This window comes from Candidatus Accumulibacter cognatus, from assembly GCF_000584975.1.
Classification (GTDB): domain Bacteria; phylum Pseudomonadota; class Gammaproteobacteria; order Burkholderiales; family Rhodocyclaceae; genus Accumulibacter; species Accumulibacter cognatus.
The window spans coordinates 13314-34601 of sequence record NZ_JDST02000007.1; the positions used below are offsets into that span (position 1 = coordinate 13314).

21 protein-coding genes and 1 tRNA gene are annotated in these 21288 nt (G+C 59.4%); all 22 read right to left on the reverse strand.

All coding sequences use genetic code 11. From position 1 onward, the window contains the following. Positions 1-67: 67 nt before the first annotated feature. Positions 68-850 carry an ATP-binding cassette domain-containing protein gene (locus tag AW06_RS01710; protein WP_034944625.1) on the reverse strand — a complete coding sequence of 261 codons (783 nt, stop codon included), beginning with the start codon at positions 848-850 and terminating at the stop codon, positions 68-70. A gap of 14 nt (positions 851-864) precedes the next feature. Then, positions 865-1596 carry an ABC transporter permease gene (locus tag AW06_RS01715; protein WP_034944628.1) on the reverse strand — a complete coding sequence of 244 codons (732 nt, stop codon included), beginning with the start codon at positions 1594-1596 and terminating at the stop codon, positions 865-867. A gap of 10 nt (positions 1597-1606) precedes the next feature. Beyond that, positions 1607-2299 carry an ABC transporter permease gene (locus AW06_RS01720; RefSeq protein WP_034944735.1) on the reverse strand — a complete coding sequence of 231 codons (693 nt, stop codon included), beginning with the start codon at positions 2297-2299 and terminating at the stop codon, positions 1607-1609. Positions 2300-2392: 93 nt separating this feature from the next. Then, positions 2393-3184 carry an ABC transporter substrate-binding protein gene (locus AW06_RS01725; protein ID WP_034944631.1) on the reverse strand — a complete coding sequence of 264 codons (792 nt, stop codon included), beginning with the start codon at positions 3182-3184 and terminating at the stop codon, positions 2393-2395. 387 nt (positions 3185-3571) lie between these two features. Continuing rightward, positions 3572-3648 (reverse strand) — tRNA-Pro (locus AW06_RS01730). Between the two features lie 32 nt (positions 3649-3680). Continuing rightward, positions 3681-4052 (reverse strand): MerR family transcriptional regulator, encoded by a 372-nt coding sequence (locus AW06_RS01735; protein WP_034944634.1) that lies wholly within the window; start codon positions 4050-4052, stop codon positions 3681-3683. Next, a complete protein-coding gene (locus AW06_RS01740; protein WP_034925120.1) occupies positions 4036-4338 on the reverse strand; it encodes an integration host factor subunit alpha in 303 nt (100 codons plus the stop codon). The genes AW06_RS01735 and AW06_RS01740 overlap by 17 nt, the downstream gene beginning before the upstream one ends. A 12-nt stretch (positions 4339-4350) precedes the next feature. Continuing rightward, on the reverse strand, positions 4351-6726 hold the full coding sequence (gene pheT / locus AW06_RS01745) for a phenylalanine--tRNA ligase subunit beta (protein WP_034944637.1): 2376 nt from the start codon (positions 6724-6726) through the stop codon (positions 4351-4353). Between the two features lie 52 nt (positions 6727-6778). Continuing rightward, positions 6779-7825: a phenylalanine--tRNA ligase subunit alpha gene (gene pheS / locus AW06_RS01750; protein ID WP_034944640.1), complete on the reverse strand. Its 1047-nt coding sequence runs from the start codon at positions 7823-7825 to the stop codon at positions 6779-6781. Between the two features lie 52 nt (positions 7826-7877). Then, positions 7878-8237, reverse strand: a complete 360-nt coding sequence (gene rplT / locus AW06_RS01755) for a 50S ribosomal protein L20 (RefSeq protein WP_034944644.1) — start codon at positions 8235-8237, stop codon at positions 7878-7880. An 11-nt stretch (positions 8238-8248) separates the two neighbouring features. Beyond that, a complete protein-coding gene (gene rpmI / locus AW06_RS01760; RefSeq protein WP_034944647.1) occupies positions 8249-8446 on the reverse strand; it encodes a 50S ribosomal protein L35 in 198 nt (65 codons plus the stop codon). A gap of 115 nt (positions 8447-8561) precedes the next feature. After that, positions 8562-9083 carry a translation initiation factor IF-3 gene (gene infC / locus AW06_RS01765; protein ID WP_138677829.1) on the reverse strand — a complete coding sequence of 174 codons (522 nt, stop codon included), beginning with the start codon at positions 9081-9083 and terminating at the stop codon, positions 8562-8564. A gap of 26 nt (positions 9084-9109) precedes the next feature. Beyond that, entirely contained in the window at positions 9110-11026 is a 1917-nt protein-coding gene (gene thrS / locus AW06_RS01770; protein ID WP_034944650.1) for a threonine--tRNA ligase, read from the reverse strand. Between the two features lie 263 nt (positions 11027-11289). After that, complete coding sequence (locus AW06_RS01775; RefSeq protein ID WP_034944653.1) at positions 11290-11853, reverse strand: phosphoribosyltransferase family protein; 564 nt, start codon at positions 11851-11853, stop codon at positions 11290-11292. A 9-nt stretch (positions 11854-11862) separates the two neighbouring features. Next, positions 11863-13200 carry a nicotinate phosphoribosyltransferase gene (locus AW06_RS01780; protein ID WP_034944656.1) on the reverse strand — a complete coding sequence of 446 codons (1338 nt, stop codon included), beginning with the start codon at positions 13198-13200 and terminating at the stop codon, positions 11863-11865. 130 nt (positions 13201-13330) lie between these two features. Continuing rightward, entirely contained in the window at positions 13331-16351 is a 3021-nt protein-coding gene (locus tag AW06_RS01785) for a DEAD/DEAH box helicase (protein ID WP_034944659.1), read from the reverse strand. A gap of 225 nt (positions 16352-16576) precedes the next feature. Further along, positions 16577-17071 (reverse strand): YajQ family cyclic di-GMP-binding protein, encoded by a 495-nt coding sequence (locus AW06_RS01790; protein WP_034944662.1) that lies wholly within the window; start codon positions 17069-17071, stop codon positions 16577-16579. Between the two features lie 69 nt (positions 17072-17140). Then, positions 17141-17452 (reverse strand): pyrimidine/purine nucleoside phosphorylase, encoded by a 312-nt coding sequence (locus tag AW06_RS01795; RefSeq protein ID WP_034944665.1) that lies wholly within the window; start codon positions 17450-17452, stop codon positions 17141-17143. A 2-nt stretch (positions 17453-17454) separates the two neighbouring features. Further along, a complete protein-coding gene (locus AW06_RS01800; RefSeq protein WP_034944668.1) occupies positions 17455-17664 on the reverse strand; it encodes a DUF2788 domain-containing protein in 210 nt (69 codons plus the stop codon). Positions 17665-17682: 18 nt separating this feature from the next. Next, a complete protein-coding gene (locus tag AW06_RS01805; RefSeq protein ID WP_034944671.1) occupies positions 17683-18912 on the reverse strand; it encodes an argininosuccinate synthase in 1230 nt (409 codons plus the stop codon). After that, on the reverse strand, positions 18909-19859 hold the full coding sequence (gene argF / locus AW06_RS01810; RefSeq protein ID WP_034944674.1) for an ornithine carbamoyltransferase: 951 nt from the start codon (positions 19857-19859) through the stop codon (positions 18909-18911). The genes AW06_RS01805 and argF overlap by 4 nt, the downstream gene beginning before the upstream one ends. Before the next feature lie 11 nt (positions 19860-19870). Beyond that, complete coding sequence (locus tag AW06_RS01815; RefSeq protein ID WP_034944677.1) at positions 19871-21046, reverse strand: aspartate aminotransferase family protein; 1176 nt, start codon at positions 21044-21046, stop codon at positions 19871-19873. Positions 21047-21288 lie beyond the last annotated feature (242 nt).

The following is a 21288-nucleotide window of genomic DNA, read 5'->3' on the forward strand; positions in this document are numbered from 1 at the left end:
GGCGAGTAAGCTGATCCGCCGATCACGGCCCTGACGAGGTTTCTTCCACGGCATTCGCCTCATTCGCCTACTTGAGGTTGCCCGACAGGAACTGCTGCAGACGTTCGCTGTTCGGCCTGGTCAGCACTTCCCTGGGGTTTCCTCTTTCTTCAACACGCCCCTGATGGACAAAGATGACGTGATTGGAAACTTCGCGTGCAAAACCCATTTCGTGGGTGACGACCAGCATGGTGCGGCCCTCTTCGGCAATCGAGCGCATCACCTTGAGGACCTCGCCAACCAGTTCCGGATCAAGCGCCGAGGTTGGCTCGTCGAACAACAGTGCTTCGGGTTCCATCGCCAGTGCACGCGCAATCGCGACGCGTTGTTGTTGGCCGCCCGACAGGTGCGCCGGGTAAGTGTCACGGAATTTCCAGACACCGACGCGCTCGAGATAGCGCTCGGCACGTTCCATGGCGTCCTTCTTCGACAGGCCCAGCACGTGGATTGGCGCTTCGATGACGTTCTGCAGCACTGTCATGTGGCCCCAGAGATTGAAGTGCTGGAAGACCATCGACAGACGCGTGCGGATCTTCTGCAATTGCCTCGGGTCGGCAACCTTGAGTGCATCCTTGCTGCCGGAAAGCATTTTGATCTCTTCGCCAGCAACGATGATTTTCCCGGAAGTCGGTTGCTCGAGAAAGTTGATGCAGCGCAACCAGGTACTCTTGCCCGACCCGGACGAGCCGATGATGCTGATGACGTCGCCCGAGTGGGCGGTCAGCGAAACGCCTTTCAAGACTTCGTTGTCACCGTATTGCTTGTGCAGGTCCTCGACGCGGAGGAGTTCGTTGTTGGCCTTAGCAGTCATGGCAGCCTTTCCAATCAGTCTTGCTTGGCGCTGGCGCTACGCGGTTGCAAGTGGGCGAGCCAACGGCTTTCGGCGAAGCGGAACAATCCGACCAGAACAAAGGTGACGGCCAGGTAGAGCAGTCCGGCAAAGATGAAGGCTTCGAAAGGCGCGTAATGGCGCGAGTAGACATTGCGTGCCGCACCGGTCAGATCGACCAGTGTCACCGCGCTGGCAATCGCCGAGCCTTGCAGCATCAGAATCACTTCGTTGCTCAACGGCGGAATCGCCCGGCGCAAGGCCGATGGCAGCACGATTCTGCACAGCGCAGTGTAGCGCGTCATGCCCATCGCCTCGGCGGCTTCGACCTCGCCATGTGGAACGTTGCGGATTGCGCCGGCAAACATTTCGAGTTGATACGCGCAGGTGTTGAGGCTGAAGGCCAGCATTGTGCAGAAATAGGCGTTGCGGAACAGTAACCAGAAAGAATTGCCGGCTTCCCACTGCTGCTGCATCCATTCGCTCTGGCCAACTCCGTAGTAAATCAGCAATAGCTGCACCAGCATCGGGGTGCCGCGAAAAAAGTAGGTATAGGCGCTGATCGGCCGACTGACCCAGGGGTTTCTTGACACTCGGGCAACCGACAGCGGAATGGCAAGAGCGAAGCCGACCGCCAACGAGAAGACGGTCAGTTGCACGGTCATCCACAGGCCACGCCAGAACTCGGGCAAGCTGCTGCTGATAACGTTCGGGTCAAACCATTCCATGATCGTCTCCTCAAACGTTGGCTTCGCGGACACCGACGTCGTAGCGGCACTGCAGGCGTTGTAGAACCTGGTTCGAGACAGCAGTCATCGCCAGATAGAGTACGCAAACGGCCAGATAGAAAGTGAAAGGCTGATGGGTCGACCGTCCGGCCTGATCGGCCAGCCAGGTCATGTCGGCCAGGCCGATCATGGACACGATGGCGGTGCTTTTCAGCAGGACCAGCCAGTTGTTGCCAATGCCTGGCAGGGCATAACGCAGCATTTGCGGAAAAAGGATGTGCCAGAAAACCTGCCAGCCGCTCATGCCGTAGGCTCGGCCCGCTTCCATCTGGCCGGCCGGCACCGCTTGAAAGGCGCCACGAAAGGTTTCGGTGAAGTAGGCGCCGAAAATGAATCCAATCGTCAGAACGCCAGCGGCAAAGGCGTCGAGTTCGATCATCTCCCTTTCCAGATGGTCGCTGATGACATTGAGAATCACCTGGCCGCCGTAAAAAAACAAGAGCATCATCACCAGGTCGGGGACGCCACGAAAGACAGTGGTATACAACGCGGTCCACCAGCGTAGTGGAGCGATGCGTGACAACTTGCAGGCGGCACCAACCAGGCCCATGCTGACGGCAAGAACCAGCGAAAGGAGGGCAACCTGGAGAGTGATCCAGGCGCCGGCCAGCAGGCTGGGGGAGTATTCGATCAGGGCGTCCATGGCTGATTTGCGCCTCGCGTTGTACCTTGGAAACAACCGGGGAAAAAACAGGAACGCCGGCCGCGCCGGCAGCCGACGTTCCACAGCAGAACCTCAATCGCCGTAGATATCCATCGTGAAGTATTTCTTGCGGATCTCTTCGTACTTGCCATTGGCACGCACGGCGGCCAGTGCCTTGTTGAGTTGCGCCTTGAGGTCCTGATCCTTCTTGCGCACGGCAATGCCGATTCCTTCACCGATCACGGCGCGCTCCTCGGCATTCTTGCCGTAAAGCTGCTCACCGAGAACGCCATAACCGGCGCCTTCAGGCTTGGTCAGGAAGCCGCCATAAGCTTCCCAGTAATCGGCAAAGGTGGCATCGACACGGCCTGATTTGAGATCCAGATAGGCCTCATCCTGCTTGCCATAGCGAACAATTTCGACCCCCTTGCCATCCCAGTATTTGGTGGCAAAGTTGTCGGCAACAGTGCCGCGCTGAACTGCGACCTTCTTGCCTTTCAAGCTGGCTAGTTCCGGTCTCAAGGGCAATCCCGTCTTGGCAATCAGGACCACCGGCGAAGCGTAGTACTTGTTAGTGAAATCCACCTTCGCTTTGCGTTCTTCGGTAATCGACATCGAAGCGACGATGGCGTCGAACTTGCGTGCCATCAGTGCCGGGATCATACCGTCCCATTCCTGTTTCACCCAGGTGCATTTCGCCTTCATCTCGGCGCACAGCGCATTGCCGATATCGATGTCGAACCCCTTCAACGCGCCATTGGCACCTATTTCATTGAACGGGGGGTAAGCGCCTTCCGACGCCATGCGAATATCCGTCCAGTCCTTTGCCGAGACGCTGGCCGTCGAAAGTACCAGAAGGGCCGACAACAACAGCATTTTTTTCATTTGAAACTCCTCCTTTAGGATGATCGATTGCTCAAAGACCGTAAACCATGCACCGGGTCGCGTTCAGCTTTTTCCTTGCGCCGCAGGAAACCATTGCAGGTCTCCGCTTGGATGCGAAGTGAATGATGACAAGAAAGACGGGCCTGTACAACGGATTTATGCTTCCCCGGAGCAACACACCTCATCGTCGTCGACAATTGAGATGACTGGGGAGAGGTCATGAGCAGGAGAACAGATGACCGAGGATCACTTGGAACAGCAAAACGCACGCTGGAGATTGGTATCGGGCGGGCATTTTCGAAGAGCGCTTTCGTCGACATTCTCGCCAATCGGCTAATACCCAACAAAAAGGCCGCTCCAAAGAGCGGCCCAAGTGATTGCTTCGATTGGTCGGGGCGCCGGGATTCGAACTCGGGACCCCTTGCACCCCATGCAAGTGCGCTACCAGGCTGCGCCACGCCCCGACAGGCTTCGGATTATAACCGAAAATGCGCCGCTACTCGCATGTGCGCAGCAATTCTGCAATGTCCAATAGCTCCGCGCGCAGCACCTCAGGTGCCAGGAGAGATGAACTGGCATCGGAGCCGGTCCCGGCATCGTCGAGACGGTTGCGCGCGCCGCTGATTGTAAAGCCCTGGCTGTAAAGAAGCTCCCGGATCCGACGTACCAACAGAACTTCGTGGTGCTGATAATAGCGGCGATTGCCTCGGCGCTTTACCGGACTGAGTTGCGAGAACTCCTGCTCCCAATAACGCAGGACGTGCGGTTTGACGCCGCACAGTTCGCTGACCTCGCCGATCGTGAAATATCGCTTGGCTGGAATGGCCGGCAAAGGCTCTTGCCCCGGTTCTTTATGACTGACTTCCATCATAAGCGTGCTCCACCTCGGCCTTCAGTTTCTGACTGGCATGAAAAGTCACCACTCTGCGCGCGGTGATCGGGATTTCTTCACCGGTCTTGGGATTGCGGCCTGGCCGCTGGGGCTTGTCGCGCAACTGAAAGTTTCCGAATCCCGAAAGCTTTACGCCATCACCGCGCTCCAAGGCATTCCGGATTTCTTCGAAAAAAGCCTCGACCATGTCCTTGGCCTCACGCTTGTTGAGGCCAACCTTATCGAATAATAGATCGGCAAGTTCTGCCTTGGTAAGCGTCATTCCTCTCCCTTCTCAGATGCGCAGTTGTGCTGCAAATGCTGCTCGCAAATAGGCCATCAGCTGCTGCATGGCGGCCTCGACTTCAGCTTCGAGCAACGTTTTTTGAGTATCTTGCATCATTATGCGGAAGGCAAGGCTTTTCTTGCCGACCTCGATTCCAGGCCCGACATAGACATCGAACAGACGAATATCCCGCACGATTGCCGGGCGATTGGCAGTCAATCCAGCGATCAGTTGCTGAAGTTCCAGCGCCTGATCGACGACCACCGCCATATCCCGTATGACCGGTGGTTGGCGGGAAACCTCGGCATATTGCGGAACACTGGCCATCGTCACGGCATCGAGATCGACTTCAAAAATTACCGGCGGTAGCGGCAATTCATATTTTTGTTGCCATTGCGGATGCAATTCGCCAAGGAAACCAACAGCCCGGCCAGCGACCGTCACCCGCGCGCTCCGGCCAGGGTGCAGCGCAGGGTGCAGTGCTTTCTCGAAGCTGGTGACGATCGGTGTGAACAGCTGTTCCAGGTCGGCTTTGATGTCAAAAAAATCGACGTTGCGCGCCGCACAACCCCACTGCTCCGGAAAGGCCGTGCCATAGGCCAGCGCGGTCAGTTTCCAGGGCTGACGAAAACCGGCGACCGGACCACCTTGCGGATCGCGGAAGAAGCAGCGTCCGGTCTCGAACAGGCGAACACGGCTCTGCCGGCGTTTGAGGTTACTTGCCAGATTGGCCACCAGCCCTCCAAGCAAAGACGAGCGCAGCACGCTCAAGTGGCTGGCGATCGGATTGGCCAGGCGAATGAGCCGATCGTTGCCGGCAAAATCGGCTTCCCAGGCTTCTTCGACGAAGGCGAAGTTGACGACTTCCTGATAGCCACTGTCAGCCAAGCTCTGCCGAATGCGTGCCAAGGGTCTCGCCCGCTCGGTCTGTGGCAACATCGACAGCAAACCCCGCGGTGCTGGCGACGGAATGTTCTCGTAGCCGTGCAGGCGAGCGATCTCCTCGATCAGGTCCTCCTCGATCTCGATGTCGAAGCGATGGGTCGGCGGCGTGACGATGAAATCGTCGCCGTCCCGGGTCAACGGCAGGCCGAGACGGGCAAACAGTTCGGCGATCCGCTCGTTCGTAAACGGCACTCCAAGCACCTTGGCAACCCGCGCCGGTCGCAGGCGAACCGGCTTGCGCGCGGGCAAGGTGGCCAGTGCTTCACTGACCGGACCAGCCTGTCCACCGCAAATATCGAGGATCAGCCGCGTTGCGCGCTCCAATGCACGCCGAGTACCGCCGAAATCGACGCCACGTTCGAAACGATGTGAGGCGTCCGAAACGAAGCCGTAGCGACGGGCACGGCCGGCGATCGCAGTGGGCGCAAAGAAGGCGGCTTCGAGGAACACCTCGGTGGTTGCCAGCGTAATGCCACTTTCCTCGCCGCCCATGATGCCCCCCATCGCCAACGGGCGCTGGTCGTCGGCAATCAATACGACGTCGGCCTGCATCTGCAGGATCTGCTCGTTGAGCAGCAGGATCGTTTCTGCCGGGCGCGCCATCCTGACGTGAATGGCCCCACTCAGACGGGTATTGTCAAAAGCATGCAGCGGCTGTCCCACTTCGAGCATGACGTAGTTGGTGATATCGACCAAGGCAGAAATCGGGCGAATACCGCTTCGCTCAAGACGACGGCGCATCCAGGCGGGTGTCGCGGCCCTGGCGTCGACCCCGGCGATCACCCGGCCGCAGTAGCGCGGGCAAGCATCCGGGGCGTCCAGTACGAGCGCGCGCGTGCTCGCGATGGTGGCATCAACAGCCGTGACTTCGATAAAGCGGGCCGGCATACCGGTCAGCGCTGCGACCTCGCGAGCAATCCCTTCGAGCGACAGGCAGTCTGCCCGGTTCGGCGTCAGCTTGAGAGTCAGCAGACGATCATCGAGATCAAGATGGCGGCGGATATCCTCACCTATCGGGGCATCGTCGCCCAGCACCAGCAAGCCAGAAGCATCTTCCGAGATGCCCAGTTCCCTGGCCGAACAGAGCATGCCTGACGACTCGACGCCACGCACCTTGGCGACCTTGATCGCGAATCCACCCGGCAATTCGGCACCGGGGAGTGCGCACGGCACCTTGATGCCGGCAGCCGCGTTGGGTGCCCCGCAGACGATCTGCAGCAGCTCGCCGGTACCGACATCGACCCGGCAAACGTTGAGGCGGTCGGCGTCGGGATGCTTATCGACGGCGAGCAGATGGCCCACGACGACCTGGTCGAAGAGCGGTGCGACCGTCTCTTCCTCCTCCACTTCGAGACCGGCCATGGTCAGCAGGTGCGAAAACTCATGACCCGCGCAGGCGGGGTCGACGAAGCTGCGAAGCCAGGATTCGGAGAATTTCATGACCGCTCAAATTAATGTGAAAGTCGCGTCCGCGACTCATGAAAAAGGAAGGTCATACGAACTGCCGCAGGAAGCGCAGGTCGCCATCGAAAAAAAGGCGCAGGTCATTAACCCCATAGCGTAGCATCGTCAGCCGATCAGGGCCCATGCCAAAGGCAAAACCGAGGTATTTCTCGGGGTCGATGTTGACATGCCGCAAGACATTCGGATGGACCATGCCGCAACCGGCAATTTCCAGCCAGCGCCCCTTCAAGGAGCCGCTCATGAAGGCCATGTCGATCTCGGCCGAGGGTTCGGTAAAAGGAAAGAACGAGGGGCGAAAACGCACCTGCAGATCGTCGTTCTCGAAAAAACGGCGCAGGAAATCGCCGATCACGCCCTTCAAGTCGGCAAAGCTGACGTTCTCGCCGATCCACAGCCCTTCGACCTGATGAAACATCGGCGAATGCGTGGCATCGGAATCCACCCGGTACACGCGTCCCGGCGCAATGACCCGAATCTCCGGCATGGTTTCCCGACCGGCATGTCTGGCGACATGCGCCTGCATATAGCGCACCTGGATCGGGCTGGTATGCGTGCGCAGCAGAACGCCCTCGGCTATCCCGCCCGCCTCGTCCTGCAGATAGAAGGTATCGTGCATCGAACGGGCCGGATGATCTGCTGGGGTATTCAGCGCCGTAAAATTCTGGAAGTCGGCCTCGATCTCGGGACCGTCGGCGACTTCGAAACCGATCGAAGCAAAAAGAGCTTCAATACGTTCGAGCGTACGCGTCACCGGATGCAAACCGCCACGAGCCTGTCCGCGACCCGGTAACGTCACATCCAGCGCTTCCTCGGCCAGACGCGCCTGCAGTGCCATCTGCCGAAGCGCTTCGCGACGCGTAGCGAGCGCTGCTTCGACCGCATCCTTGGCGCGATTGATGGCCGCACCGGCAGTCTTGCGCTGGTCCGGCGGAAGTTTGGCCAATCCCTTGAGCAATCCGGTGATCTCGCCACTCTTGCCGAGGTAACTGGCCTTGACTTGCTCAAGCGCATCTGGGTCATCGGTTGCCGCAAAGGCCGCCGACGCTGCATGGACTATTTGATCGAGGTTGTGCATGGTTCACCGAAAAAAAGGAGGCTCGCGCCTCCTTTCTTGACGCCCAAATGGCTTATTGTCCGAGCTGGGCTTTGGCCTGCACGGCCAGAGCAGCAAAAGCCGGCTTGTCGAAAACCGCCAGATCGGCCAGAACCTTGCGGTCGACCTCGATCTGCGCCTTCTTGAGACCATTCATGAATGTGCTGTACTTCATGCCGAGTTCCCGGGCCGCCGCATTGATACGGGCAATCCAGAGGCTGCGGAACTGACGCTTCCTTTGCCGACGGTCGCGGTAAGCATACTGCCCGGCCTTCATGACCGCCTGTTTGGCAACACGATAGACGTTCTTGCGACGACCGCGGTAACCCTTGGCCAGATCGAGAATTTTCTTGTGGCGCGCGTGCGCCGTTACACCACGTTTGACGCGAGGCATCTTCTATCTCCTCAAGCGTAAGGCAGCATGGCACGAACCATGGCCTTGTCAGAATGGTGCACCTCGGTCACGCCGCGTAACTGGCGCTTGGTTTTGCTGTCCTTCTTGGTCAGGATGTGTCGCTTGTACGCATGCGAACGCTTGATGCGGCCGCTGGCACTGATCGTGAAGCGCTTTTTCGCTCCACTCTTGGTCTTCATCTTGGGCATTGAATGCTCCTGTTTATAGACATGCTGGCGGGTGTCCCCCGGCGGGGGCACTTTCGACCTGGCAGCACTTGTGTTTCACCGTTTCTCTACAAACGGTTGAATCGGTGGCTACTTTCTACTTTCTCTTGCTCGGGGTAAGCACCATGACCATCTGGCGACCTTCCATCTTCGGCATCTGCTCGACCAGTGCAAGCTCCTGCAGATCGGTCTTGATCCGCTCGATCTGCCGCATGCCGATATCCTGGTGCGCCATTTCCCGGCCACGGAAGCGCAAGGTCACCTTGACCTTATCTTCTTCATCAAGGAAGCGAATCATGTTGCGCAGCTTGATCTGGTAGTCATTCTCGTCGGTACCGGGACGAAACTTGACTTCCTTCACCTGTACCTGCTTCTGCTTGAGTTTCTGCTCATGCTGACGCTTTTGTTCCTGATACTTGAACTTGCCGAAATCGACAATGCGACATACCGGCGGCTGAGCCATCGGGGCAATTTCGACCAGGTCCACTCCCGCTTCCTCGGCAAGCGCCAATGCCGCCCTGACGCTCATGACTCCCAATTGCTCGCCGCCTACTCCGACGAGACGGACTTCCGGTGCGTTGATCTCTTCGTTAACGCGTTGCGCCTTTTGCAGTGCGATGGGTCCACTCCTTGTTTCGACAAAAGTTAAGCCATGCCACTTCGCGCTGCAACTTCGTGAAGAAGTTGCCTGGCCAGAGCCTCGATCGACATCTGCCCGAGATCCCGACCGCCGCGTGTCCGCACGGCCACTAGATTGGCTGCCACTTCCTTGTCGCCGACGACGATTTGATAGGGCAACTTGTTCAAGCTATGTTCTCGTATTTTATAGGTAATTTTTTCGTTGCGCAAATCACACTCGACGCGCAGACCAGCCTGACGTAGTGTTTTTGCAACATGCGCAGCGTAATCGGCCTGTTTTTCCGAGATATTCAGAACCACGACCTGTACCGGCGAGAGCCACAAAGGCAGGGCGCCCATGCAGTTCTCGATGAGCATCCCGATAAAACGCTCCAGCGAACCCAGAATAGCGCGATGCAGCATCACCGGCGTGTGGCGTGAGTTGTCGTCACCGACGAATTCCGCGTCCAGTCGCTGCGGCATCGAGAAGTCGACCTGCATGGTGCCGCACTGCCAGGATCTCCCAATGGCGTCCTTGATGTGAAATTCGATCTTCGGGCCGTAAAAAGCCCCCTCACCAGGCAATTCCTCCCACGCCAGACCGGATGCCCGCAATGCAGCGCGCAAGGCAAGTTCGGCCTTGTCCCATACCGCGTCCGAGCCGACGCGCTTTTCCGGGCGCAATGCCAGCTTGACCGTCACCTCGTGAAAACCGAAATCGGCATACACTTTTCGCACCAGATCATTGAAAACGGTGACTTCGTCCTGGATTTGATCTTCGGTGCAAAAAATATGACCATCGTCCTGGGTAAAGCCGCGCACGCGCATGATGCCGTGCAGCGCACCCGAAGGCTCGTTGCGATGACAAGAACCAAATTCACCATAACGCAGGGGCAGATCGCGATAACTGCGCAGCCCGGTATTGAAGATCTGGATGTGCCCTGGACAATTCATCGGCTTGATTGCGTACTCGCGCTTTTCCGACTCGGTGGAGAACATGTGATCCTTGAAGTTCTCCCAGTGCCCGGATTTTTCCCACAGGGTGCGGTCGAGAATCTGCGGGCACTTCACTTCCTGATAGCCATTGTCCCGATAAACGCCACGCATGTACTGTTCGACTTCCTGCCAGATCGTCCACCCCTTTGGATGCCAGAACACCATTCCCGGTGCTTCGTCCTGAAGATGAAACAGGTCGAGTTGTCGACCGAGTTTGCGATGGTCGCGTTTCTCGGCCTCCTCGAGCATGTGCAGGTAGGCCTCCTGATCTTCCTTTTTGGCCCAGGCCGTTCCGTAGATCCGCTGCAGTTGCTCGTTGCGATGATCACCGCGCCAGTAGGCGCCGGCCAGCTTCATCAGCTTGAACACCTTCAATCTGCCGGTCGAAGGGACGTGCGGGCCGCGGCAGAGGTCGACAAACTCACCCTCGCGATAGAGCGAGACTTCCTGACCGGGCGGAATGGCATCGATCAGTTCCGCCTTGTAGTGCTCGCCGATCGACTGGAAGAAAGCGATGGCGTCGTCGCGCTGCCAGACCTCGCGCTGCACCGGCAGATCACGCCTGGCGAGTTCTGCCATGCGCTTCTCGATTGCCGCCAGGTCGTCAAGCGTGAACGGACGCTCGTAGGCGAAGTCGTAGTAGAAACCGTCTTCGATGACCGGACCGATCGTCACCTGCGCCGCCGGAAAGAGTTCCTTGACCGCGTAAGCCATCAGGTGCGCCGTCGAGTGACGGATGATCTCCAGGCCCTCGGGATCCTTCTCGGTGATGATGCCAAGCTGCACGTCAGAGGTGATCTGGAATGAGGTGTCGACCAGGCGACCATCGACCTTGCCCGCCAGGGCGGCGCGCGCCAGCCCGGCACCGATGCTCTGCGCCACCTCGGCAACCGTGACAGACTCTGCGAACTCCCTTTGTGAACCGTCAGGCAGTGTGACAACCGGCATATGATAACCTCAGCAAGAAATGAAAAAGCCAGAGACCCGGCCTGGCGTGCGTGTCTTCGACCGGCAAGGCCGGCTTGTCCGGCCAATCCTGCCAGCATGTCGCAAATGCTGGCCAGACAATCGATGCAGGCATCAGGACGGCCGGCGCTGCCGCAAGCCACAACGGCCCCGCCCGCGAGCGCAGCAGTCTAACATACCCCAAAGGTGCCTGCCAAAGGAGCGAACCGACTGCAACAGGCAGAGTCCCCGCCGACCGCGAGCGCCTAAGGGTCATGAGGAGCGTCGTGCCTGACCAGTTCGATGCAGAAATCGTTCTCATAGGGAGGCACGTGCACTTCGATGATCGAGCCTGGGGCCACCTGCAGCCGCACTCCAGTGACATCGGCATGGACCGGCAGCAGGCTCACCCCACGGTCGACCAGGACCATGCTGCGGATCTCGGCCGCGCCTCGCAGCGCCAGGAATTGCGCCACCCGCAGCAGCGAATGGCCGCGGTACAGCACGTCGTCCACCACCACCACGGTTTTTCCCGAAAGGTCCACAGCGGTCTCGGCAGGATTTTCCCTGAGCAGGGTTTGCGGGTAGAGCAGCGTGAGATCATCACCGTAACGCTTCACCTCCAGTTGCAGTCGTTGGGCAGGCGGGACTCCCAGCCGCAGCAGCCGTTCGGCCAGCAAACTGGCAAGTGGCACACCACGCCGGAGGATACCGATCAGGACCACGTCGCTGCGTCCATCGAGCAAGCCCAGCAGTCGACCGGCCATACCATCGAGCACGTTCGCCAGTTGCTGCTGGTCGTAAAGACAGGTGCGATCGTTCACCCTGATTGCCTGCGCTCAGGACTGCCTGCTGGCGGAGCGGTCTGCGGCCAGCGCGAGCGAGTGCAAGGCCTGCGAAACCGTTACCGGATACGCCTGCGCCGGATCCAGACTACGCAAGGGCGCGGGCAAACGGGCGAGACCGTCGCACACGCGCGCGCGGATGTCCGCAAGAGCAGGCGATTGCTTGACTCTCCGCCCATGACGCATGGCCGGGATCAGCAGATCGTCCTGCTCGTGGCTGTCGCTGGCGACCGTCAGCAGGTCTCCAATCATCCTGCCATCCGCGCCGTACGCTCGCCGGACCTGTTTGCGCCCGGGCCAAGTGGCCTTGCCTTCCGAGCGTTTGCGACGCGGCGAACCGGCATATTCCTGCAGCTTGTAGGCGCAATCGAGATAGGGTTGGTCGGCGGAGGTATTCATGCGCGTTCCGACTCCAAAGCCGTCGATCGGCGCACCACTTTGCAAGAGATCGCGAATCCGGTATTCATCGAGATTGCCGCTGGCGAAAATTCGCACATCCGACAGCCCACCAGCATCGAGGATCGCGCGCACACGTCTTGCGTGCTCACCCAGATCACCGCTGTCGAGACGCACGGCCTGGATGCTCGGAACGGCCAGTTTTGGCATCAGCGCAACCAGCTTGCGTGCCGCCTCTTCCGTATCATAGGTGTCGATCAAGAGCGTCGTGCCGCCGGGCTGCGAACGGGCAAAATTTTCGAAGGCCTGCGTTTCGCTGGCATTCGCCTGGATATACGAATGCGCCATCGTCCCGAAGAGCGGAATTCCCCAGCGCATGCCGGCAAGCACCGTCGCCGTACCAGTGAAGCCGGCAAGATAACTCGCACGCGCCGAAAGCAGACCGGCCTCGGCGCCATGTGCGCGCCGCAAACCGAAGTCCACCAGCGTCCGGCCCGCGGCGGCGAGCACGCAACGGGCAGCCTTCGCTGCGACCATACTCTGGAACTGAAGCAGGTTGATGATCCGCGTCTCGACCAGTTGCGCCTCGCGCATCGGCGCAATGATGCGCAACAAGGGTTCATCGGGAAATACCAACGTCCCCTCGGGCAAGGCATCAACATCGCCGGTGAAGCACCAATCGGCCAGCGAGTCGACGAAATCGCCCCGGAAACGACCGCAGTGCTGTAGCCACTGCAATTCATCGGCCGCAAAACAAGCCTGCTCAAGATACTCGAGAACTTGCTCGAGTCCTGCGGCAATCAGGAAATTGCGCTTTTCAGGTAGCTTGCGAACAAAGAATTCGAATACCGCCACCTCGTTCATGCCGCGCTCGTAATAGGCCTGCAGCATGGTGAGTTGATACAGATCAGTCAGCAAAACGCTCTCGCGGTTCATGGCTGCCCCTTGTCCAGCCTTGCCATGCCGGGTTCTCGCCGGGTGATCGTCGATCGCGCACGCCAGCGTGTCCGGAAACCAGTCGTCCCTTCCTGGTAATCGATCATGGTCCATCCCTCCCGTCAGCAGTTCAGTTCGGCAGCGGCGCGAACAGTGCAGCAATGTCGTCGCGACCGAACTTGGCATCGACCCCGCGATCTGCCGAGAGAATGCGTTCGGCAAGTTCAGCCTTGCGCTCCTGGAGGGCCAGGATCTTCTCCTCGATGCTGCCGGCGACGATCAGCTTATAGACGAAAACGGGTTTGTCCTGACCCAGACGATGCGCGCGGTCGGTGGCCTGATTTTCCGCCGCGGGATTCCACCAGGGATCGTAGTGGATGACGGTGTCGGCCGCCGTCAGATTCAGCCCGACACCACCAGCGCGCAGGCTGATCAGGAAGATCGGCACTTCGCCGGCCTGGAAACGGCGCACCTGCTCCTCGCGGTCGCGGGTATCGCCGGTGAGAATCCCATAGGCGATGCCAAGCAGCTTCAGCTCCTTTTCTATCAGTGCCAGCATGCTGGTGAACTGCGAGAACAGCAGGATGCGCCGTCCTTCCTCAACCTGTTCCGGCAGCATCGTCATCAACAGATCGAGTTTGGCCCGCTCCTTGATTTTCTGGGCGGCCTTGGCCTTGACCAGACGGGGGTCGCAGCACACCTGGCGCAGCTTCAGCAGGGCATCAAGGATGACGATCTGACTGCGGTTGAAACCCTTGCTGGCGATCTCCTCGCGAACCTTCTCGTCCATCGCGACGCGCACGGTCTCGTAGAGGTCACGCTGGCTGCCGACCAGTTCGACCTTGCGCACGATGATCGTTTTCAATGGCAACTCACGCGCCACATCTTCCTTCTTGCGACGCAGGATGAACGGGCGAACCCGGCGCGCGAGCAGGTTACGGCGCTGGATGTCGCCCTGTTTTTCGATCGGTGTCCGCCAGTACTTGGTAAAGGTCTGGTTGTTGCCAAGAAACCCGGGCAACAGGAAGTCGAACTGACTCCACAGCTCACCCAGATGATTTTCCAGGGGGGTGCCGGTCAGGCACAGGCGGTGCCGGGCGACGATCTTGCGCACCACTTCGGCACCCTGGCTGCGCGCGTTCTTGACCGTCTGTGCCTCGTCGAGAATCAGCAGATGATAGCGGTGCCGTGTCAGTTCTGCTGCATCGCGCCAGAGCAGCGGGTAAGTGGTCAGCACCACGTCGTGCCGCGTGATTTCGGCAAAACGGCTCTTGCGCTCGGGGCCGTGCAGCGACAGGATCGACAGACCCGGTGCGAAACGCGCCGCCTCGTTCTTCCAGTTGAAGATCAGCGAGGTCGGCAGGACGATCAGGGCTGGATGATCGAGCCGTCCGGCTTCCTTTTCGAGCAACAGGTGTGCCAGCGTCTGGGCGGTCTTGCCAAGTCCCATGTCGTCGGCGAGAATGCCCGCTAGATTATGTTCGCGCAGGAACTGCAACCAGGCCAGACCTTCGGTCTGGTAGTGGCGCAGTTCCAGCCCCAATTCGGCGGGCGGATCGATGTGGCCGATGCCCTGCGCGGCCGTCAATTGCTCGGCGAGCGCCAGCACATCACCCTGCCCCTTGAACTGCCAGCGACTGCTGTCGTTGAGTTCCGCCAGTCGCGGCGCGTCAAAGCGCGACAGACGCAGGCTGTTGCCGCCGGGAAAGCCGTCGAAGAGATCGATCAGCGTTGCCGCCAGCGGCTTCAGACGCCAGGCCGGCGCACGCACGCGCAGGCTGCTGCCTGGCGTGACCAGTTCGATCATCTCCTGATCGGCGATTTGCGCTAGTTGACCGGTGTCGAGCCAGCGCGCGTCACGCCGGAACAGGGCGGCAAGCATCGGTGCCAGCGGCAGACGTTCACCTTCGACGATGATGCCCATGTCGAGGTCAAACCAGCCGCCTCCCGATTCGACGAGATCCGCATCCCAGGCCTCGATATCGAGCAGACGATGGCGAAAATCCTCGGCGAACTCGATCTGCCAGCCGGCAGCGGATAGACCCGCCAGTTCATCGCGCATGAATAAGGGCCAAACGCCCTCCTCAGCAAGGCCAAAGGCATTATCCGGCGGCCGCCCGAAGGTGTGCAGCACGTAGCCTGCGATTTTCTCGAGGCCGGTGGCGGCCAACTCGTCCATCCACTGTTCTTCGAGCGTATGCCGACGTTCGACGTGGACCGTCTCCCCGCTGGCCAGAATCGAGAAATCGCGCCCGTCGTCGGGGATGACATCGACATCGGCATAGCGAAAAACCGGCAGGGCGACATCGAAAAGCCCGCCTCCGTAGTTCGCAGGGTATTCTCGCCAGCTACGGTTGCCATGCGTCTTCAGGGTTTGCAGGCGCAACACCGGCAATGGCTCGGCAATGATGCTGCGCATGTTGATGCGGGCATGTTCGGGGTCGCTCGGCAACTCCAGTGCCGATTCGGCCAAGGCTTCGCCAACCAGTGCTGCTGCCGTTGCCGACAGCGGCGGCAGCGAGAACAGGCGCGCAACAACCGCCGGATTGCCACGCACCTGTAAGGGACCGAGCTGGTGCTTTTCAAGATCGACATACCACGGCGCCTGCAGGGGAACAACCAGGCTGGCTGCGGGTTCGGGCAGCAATACCGGTAGCTGGCGCCCGTCGCCGCTCGCCCGCCAGCCGACAGTTGCCGGACGCGCCGCCGCCAGCAGCAAGGGCAAGAAGTCATCCTTGCGGCACAGCCGCCCGGTTTCTGCCATCAATTGCAGCGCCTCGCCACCGTGCCGGGGCGTCAGACCGAAAGCCCGTAAACCAGTGTCGAAGGAACGGCTGGCCCACAACAGGCGGAGAATCGGACGATCGTCGTCGCTGACGAAACGTGGTGGTTTGCTGAGTGCGCGATCAATGCTCCACAGTTCGTCAGCACTTTCAGGATCGCGCCCCTTGCGCACGGTAATCCCGAAGCCACGTGCATCGGGTGTCCAGTGCAGAACGTAGAAGAGCTGCTGGCGACTGCTGACCGAATTGCGGTCCTTCTTGCTGACCGCCACGGCCACCCGACGCAACTCTTCTGTCCACGAAAGCACGCCGGGGTCTGCCTTGCCCGGCGAATCAGGGCCAGGGTCATCGGCCGGCTTATTCAGCATGCGCACCCTCAGTACTACTGCGGTGCCATCTCAGGAAACGATGCGGCGAACGGGTCAACAATGTTTTCAAGGTCTGGACTCGCTTCAGGACAGTGATCGGCTGCCCGTTTTCCGGGAGCACGGGCCAATACATTCGAGACACAGCCGTGTAACGTAGCACATGGCGGCCAACAGCGGGAGGAAAGCTGCGCCTTGGCAAGCATTCGACCTCGCTGGTCGCCGCAATCAGTCGCGAAAATTGCCGTACTTGATTGGAAAATCGCTGATTGCCCTGGTGACCATGGCGATGCAGGCCTGCAGTTCATCGCGCTTGGTACCGCTGACACGCACTGCGTCGCCCTGGATCGAGGCCTGCACCTTGATTTTTGAGTCCTTGATCAACTTGACGATCTTCTTCGCCAACTCCGACTCGATGCCAATCCTGATTTTTAGTTCCTGCTTGACCTTGTTGCCGGAGATGCGCTGCTGCGGCTGATCTTCCAGGCGCTTGGTACTTTCCTTCTCCTTCTTCTCCATCGCCGGAAAGAGCAGGTCCTTGATCTGGCCGATCTGGAATTCCGAGTCGCCGTAAAGGGTGATGAGCTTGTCCTTCTCGTTCAGCTCAACCTTGGCACTCGTTCCCTTGAAATCATAACGATTGTCGATCGCTCGCATCGTCACGTCGATTGCATTGTGCAGTGCAGCCATGTCGGCTTCTGAAGAAAAATCGAATGAAGGCATGTGGCGTCCGGTTGAAGATGGGTGTGAGCAGTAGGCAGGCGGCAGTCGTCGACGACGACAGCGCCGACCTTACCCGAAGTGACAGACGTAGTGATAAGGCTCGTCACAAGCGATTTCGAACGACGAATCACCCGGTACGGCAAATGAGTCGCCGGCCGCATGCTCCCGCCACAGGCTCTCGCCCTGGAGGCGAACACGGCATGAGCCGCCGACGCCCTCCATCACTTCCGGAACCCCAGTGGTGAAAGTCAGGGTCGATGGCAGGATCACGCCAATGGTTTTGCGCGTCCCATCGGCCAAAAAGAGCGTGTGACTGACACAGCGGCCTTCGAAATATACGTTGGCCCGTTTGACGACGCTGACATTGTCGAATTGCGACATGTTCACATTCTCCACAATTTTTCGAGGATGGTCTTGGTGATGAAACCGATCATGCCGAACGACAGAACAAAAAAAAGCACGATCGTACCCGTCTTTCCGGCTTTCGACTTCCAGGCGATCTCGCCGATGATGAAAAGCATGAAGAGCATGAAGGCGCCAACACCGAAGGTCATCCCAAAATCCGAAATCTGCTCTTCCGTCAACCCGAACATCGACGGACCCTCCCTCGCTCAGCTCTTGTGGCCCGCCAGATTGGCCGCGATACGCATGCGCAACGCGTTCAGTTTGATGAAACCACCGGCGTCCTTCTGGTCGTAGGCACCGGCATCGTCCTCGAAGGTGGCGATGGTCGGATCGAACAGCGAATCGGTCTTCGAATCGCGACCGACGACAATGACGTTCCCTTTGTAGAGCTTCACCCGCACCCAGCCATTCACCGATTTCTGCGTATGATCGATCAGCGTCTGTAACGCCAGACGCTCCGGACTCCACCAGTAACCGTTGTAGATCAGGCTGGCGTAACGCGGCATCAGGTCATCCTTGAGATGCGCGACTTCGCGGTCGAGGGTGATCGATTCGATTGCCCGGTGCGCCGGCAGCAGGATCGTGCCGCCGGGTGTTTCGTAGCAGCCACGCGACTTCATGCCGACGTAACGGTTTTCGACCAGGTCGATGCGGCCTATGCCGTGCTTGCCGCCGAGCTGATTGAGCAGTTCCAGCAGCGCATCCGCCGGCATGCGCTGGCCGTTGATCGCCACCAGATCGCCCTTCTCGAATTCGAGATCGAGATACTCGGCAGCGTCGGGCGCTGCTTCCGGCGACACCGTCCAGCGCCACATCGATTCCTCTGCTTCGGCTGCCGGGTCTTCGAGATGGCGACCTTCATAACTGATGTGCAGCAGGTTGGCGTCCATCGAATACGGTGAACCGCCCTGCCGGTGCTTCATTTCAACCGGTATGCCATGGCGCTCGGCATACGCCAGCAGTTTCTCGCGCGACAGCAGATCCCACTCGCGCCACGGTGCGATGATCCGGATATCAGGGCGCAGCGCGTAGGCGCCCAGTTCGAAGCGGACCTGGTCATTGCCCTTCCCGGTTGCGCCGTGTGCCACCGCTTCGGCGCCGGTCAGGTTGGCGATTTCGATCATCCGTTTGGCGATCAGCGGCCGCGCGATCGAAGTGCCGAGCAGATACTCCCCTTCATAAAGGGTATTGGCGCGGAACATCGGAAAGACGTAGTCACGAACGAACTCCTCGCGCAGGTTCTCGATGTAGATATTCTCCGGTGCAATGCCGAACTTCAGCGCTTTCGGACGCGCCGCTTCCAGTTCGTCGCCCTGACCAAGGTCGGCCGTGAAGGTCACGACCTCGCAACGGTAGGTATCCTGCAACCACTTCAGGATCACTGATGTGTCGAGTCCACCCGAATAGGCGAGAACGGTTTTCCTGATGTCACTCATGACTGCTCCCTGCTTGAATTGATTTTCGAAGCATCGCCGCCCAGCACCAGATACTCCAGCAATGCCTTCTGCGTATGCATGCGGTTCTCGGCCTCATCCCAGACGACACTACGTGGCCCATCAATGACTGCTGCAGCGACCTCCTCACCGCGATGCACCGGCAAACAGTGCATGAACAGCGCCTCGGGACGCGCGACGCGCATCATCTCGGTATCGACCTGCCAAGCGGCGAAGGCATGCCGACGCGCTTCGTTCTCGGCCTCGAAGCCCATCGAGGTCCACACATCGGTGGTCACCAGATCGGCAAGGTGCGCGGCGTCCATCGGGTCTGCGAATTGTTCGAAGTGATCGCTGCCATGCAGGCCAGCCCGGTCGGCAGCCACCTCGTAGCCCGGCGGTGTCGACACCTGCACCTTGAAATCAAGCACCTCGGCGGCCTGCAGCCAAGTGTTGCAGACATTGTTCGAATCGCCGATCCAGGCGACGGTTCTTCCCTGAATCGGACCACGATGCTCAACGAAGGTAAAAATGTCGGCCAGGATCTGGCAAGGATGATACTCGTTGGTCAAGCCATTGATCACCGGCACCCGCGAGTGGTCCGCAAAACGCTCGATTATTGCTTGTTCGAAAGTTCTGATCATCACCACGTCGCTCATGCGCGAGATCACTTGTGCAGCATCTTCGATCGACTCGCCACGCTGCAACTGCGAGTCGCGGCTGTTGAGGTAGATTGCCGTACCACCAAGTTGCTGCATGCCGGCTTCAAACGACAGACGAGTACGGGTACTGGCCTTCTCGAAGATCATCACCAGGGTGCGATCGCTGAGTGGCCAGTACTTGCGATAGGCCTTGAATTCGGCCTTGATCCAGCGCGCGCGCTCCAGGAGATGATCAAACTCCGCACGTGTGAAGTCCTTGAACTGAAGAAAGTGTTTGATGCGGCTCATGGAGGTCTTCTCTAGGGAATTTCGAGAAAATCACGAATCAGTTTCGACAGTCGCGACACCAGCTCGTGCGCCTCGTCGGTACTGAAGGTAAGGGGAGGCAACAAACGTACCACCTTGTCGGCAGTGACGTTGATCAACAACCCGGCATCGAGAGCACGCGTCACCAGTTCGCCGCAGGGACGATCAAGCTCGATACCGATCATCAGCCCCTGGCCGCGGATGGTCACCAGGCCTGAGCAGCCGGCCAGTGCACGCGTCAGGCCTGCTCGGATGGCCGTGCCGATAGCAAGCGCGTGCTCGATCAGACCTTCCTGCTCGATGACTTCGATGGTCGCCAAGGCGGCGGTCGTCGCCAACTGGTTGCCACCGAAGGTCGAACCATGATTACCCGGCTCGAACAGGCCGCTCGCCTGCCTGGCGACCAGACAGGCGCCGATCGGCACGCCGCCGCCGAGGCCTTTGGCCAGGGTCACCACATCAGGACCAATGCCCGCATGCTGAAATGCAAACCAGCGCCCGGTACGACCCATGCCGCACTGCACCTCGTCGCAGATCAGCAGCCATTGCCGGTCGTCACAAAGCGCTCGCAGACCCCGTTGAAAATCAATGTCGGAGCTGTTGACGCCACCCTCGCCCTGGACGATTTCCAGCATCACCGCAACGATATTCTTGTTGTATCGGGCGATTGCACGAATCGCATCGAGATCGTTGTAGGGAACCCGCACAAAGCCCGACACCAGCGGCTCGAAACCCGCCTGCGCCTTGCGGTTGCCGGTCGCCGAAAGGGTTGCCATGGTGCGGCCATGGAAAGCTTTCTCCATGACGATCGTTGCCGGCGCAGCAATGCCCTGCCGATGACCATAGAGACGCGCCAGTTTGATCGCCACCTCGTTGGCTTCACAGCCTGAATTGCAGAAGAAGATCTCGTCCATCCCCGACAACGCGGCCAGTTTGTCGGCGAGCTGCTCTTGTTGCGGAATGCGATAGAGATTCGACGAGTGCAGCAGACGCCCGGCTTGCGCCGCAATCGCCGAGACCAGTGCCGGATGGTTGTGCCCCAGGGTGTTGACTGCAATCCCCGCCAGGGCATCAAGGTAGACCTTGCCATCGCAATCGGTCAACCAACTGCCCTGGCCATGGCTGAAGGCGACCGGCAAGCGGGAATAGGTATTCATCAGATGCGACATGGACCACCCATTGCGGAGGCTTTTAAACTGAAACGGCGGCTTGCGCCGCCGGATAACGAGACATGCACTCGAACCCCAGACCTGTACGCTCCCACAGACTTCGCAAAGCCCGATATACCGGAAGACAAGCTGTGGATTCTACGGGAAAAGCATTCTCATGTATAGGACTGGGTGTCAAGGATCGGCTGAACCGCACTGTGACGGCAGCGCGCACATTCTGGCAATAGCCGTCAGCAATAGGA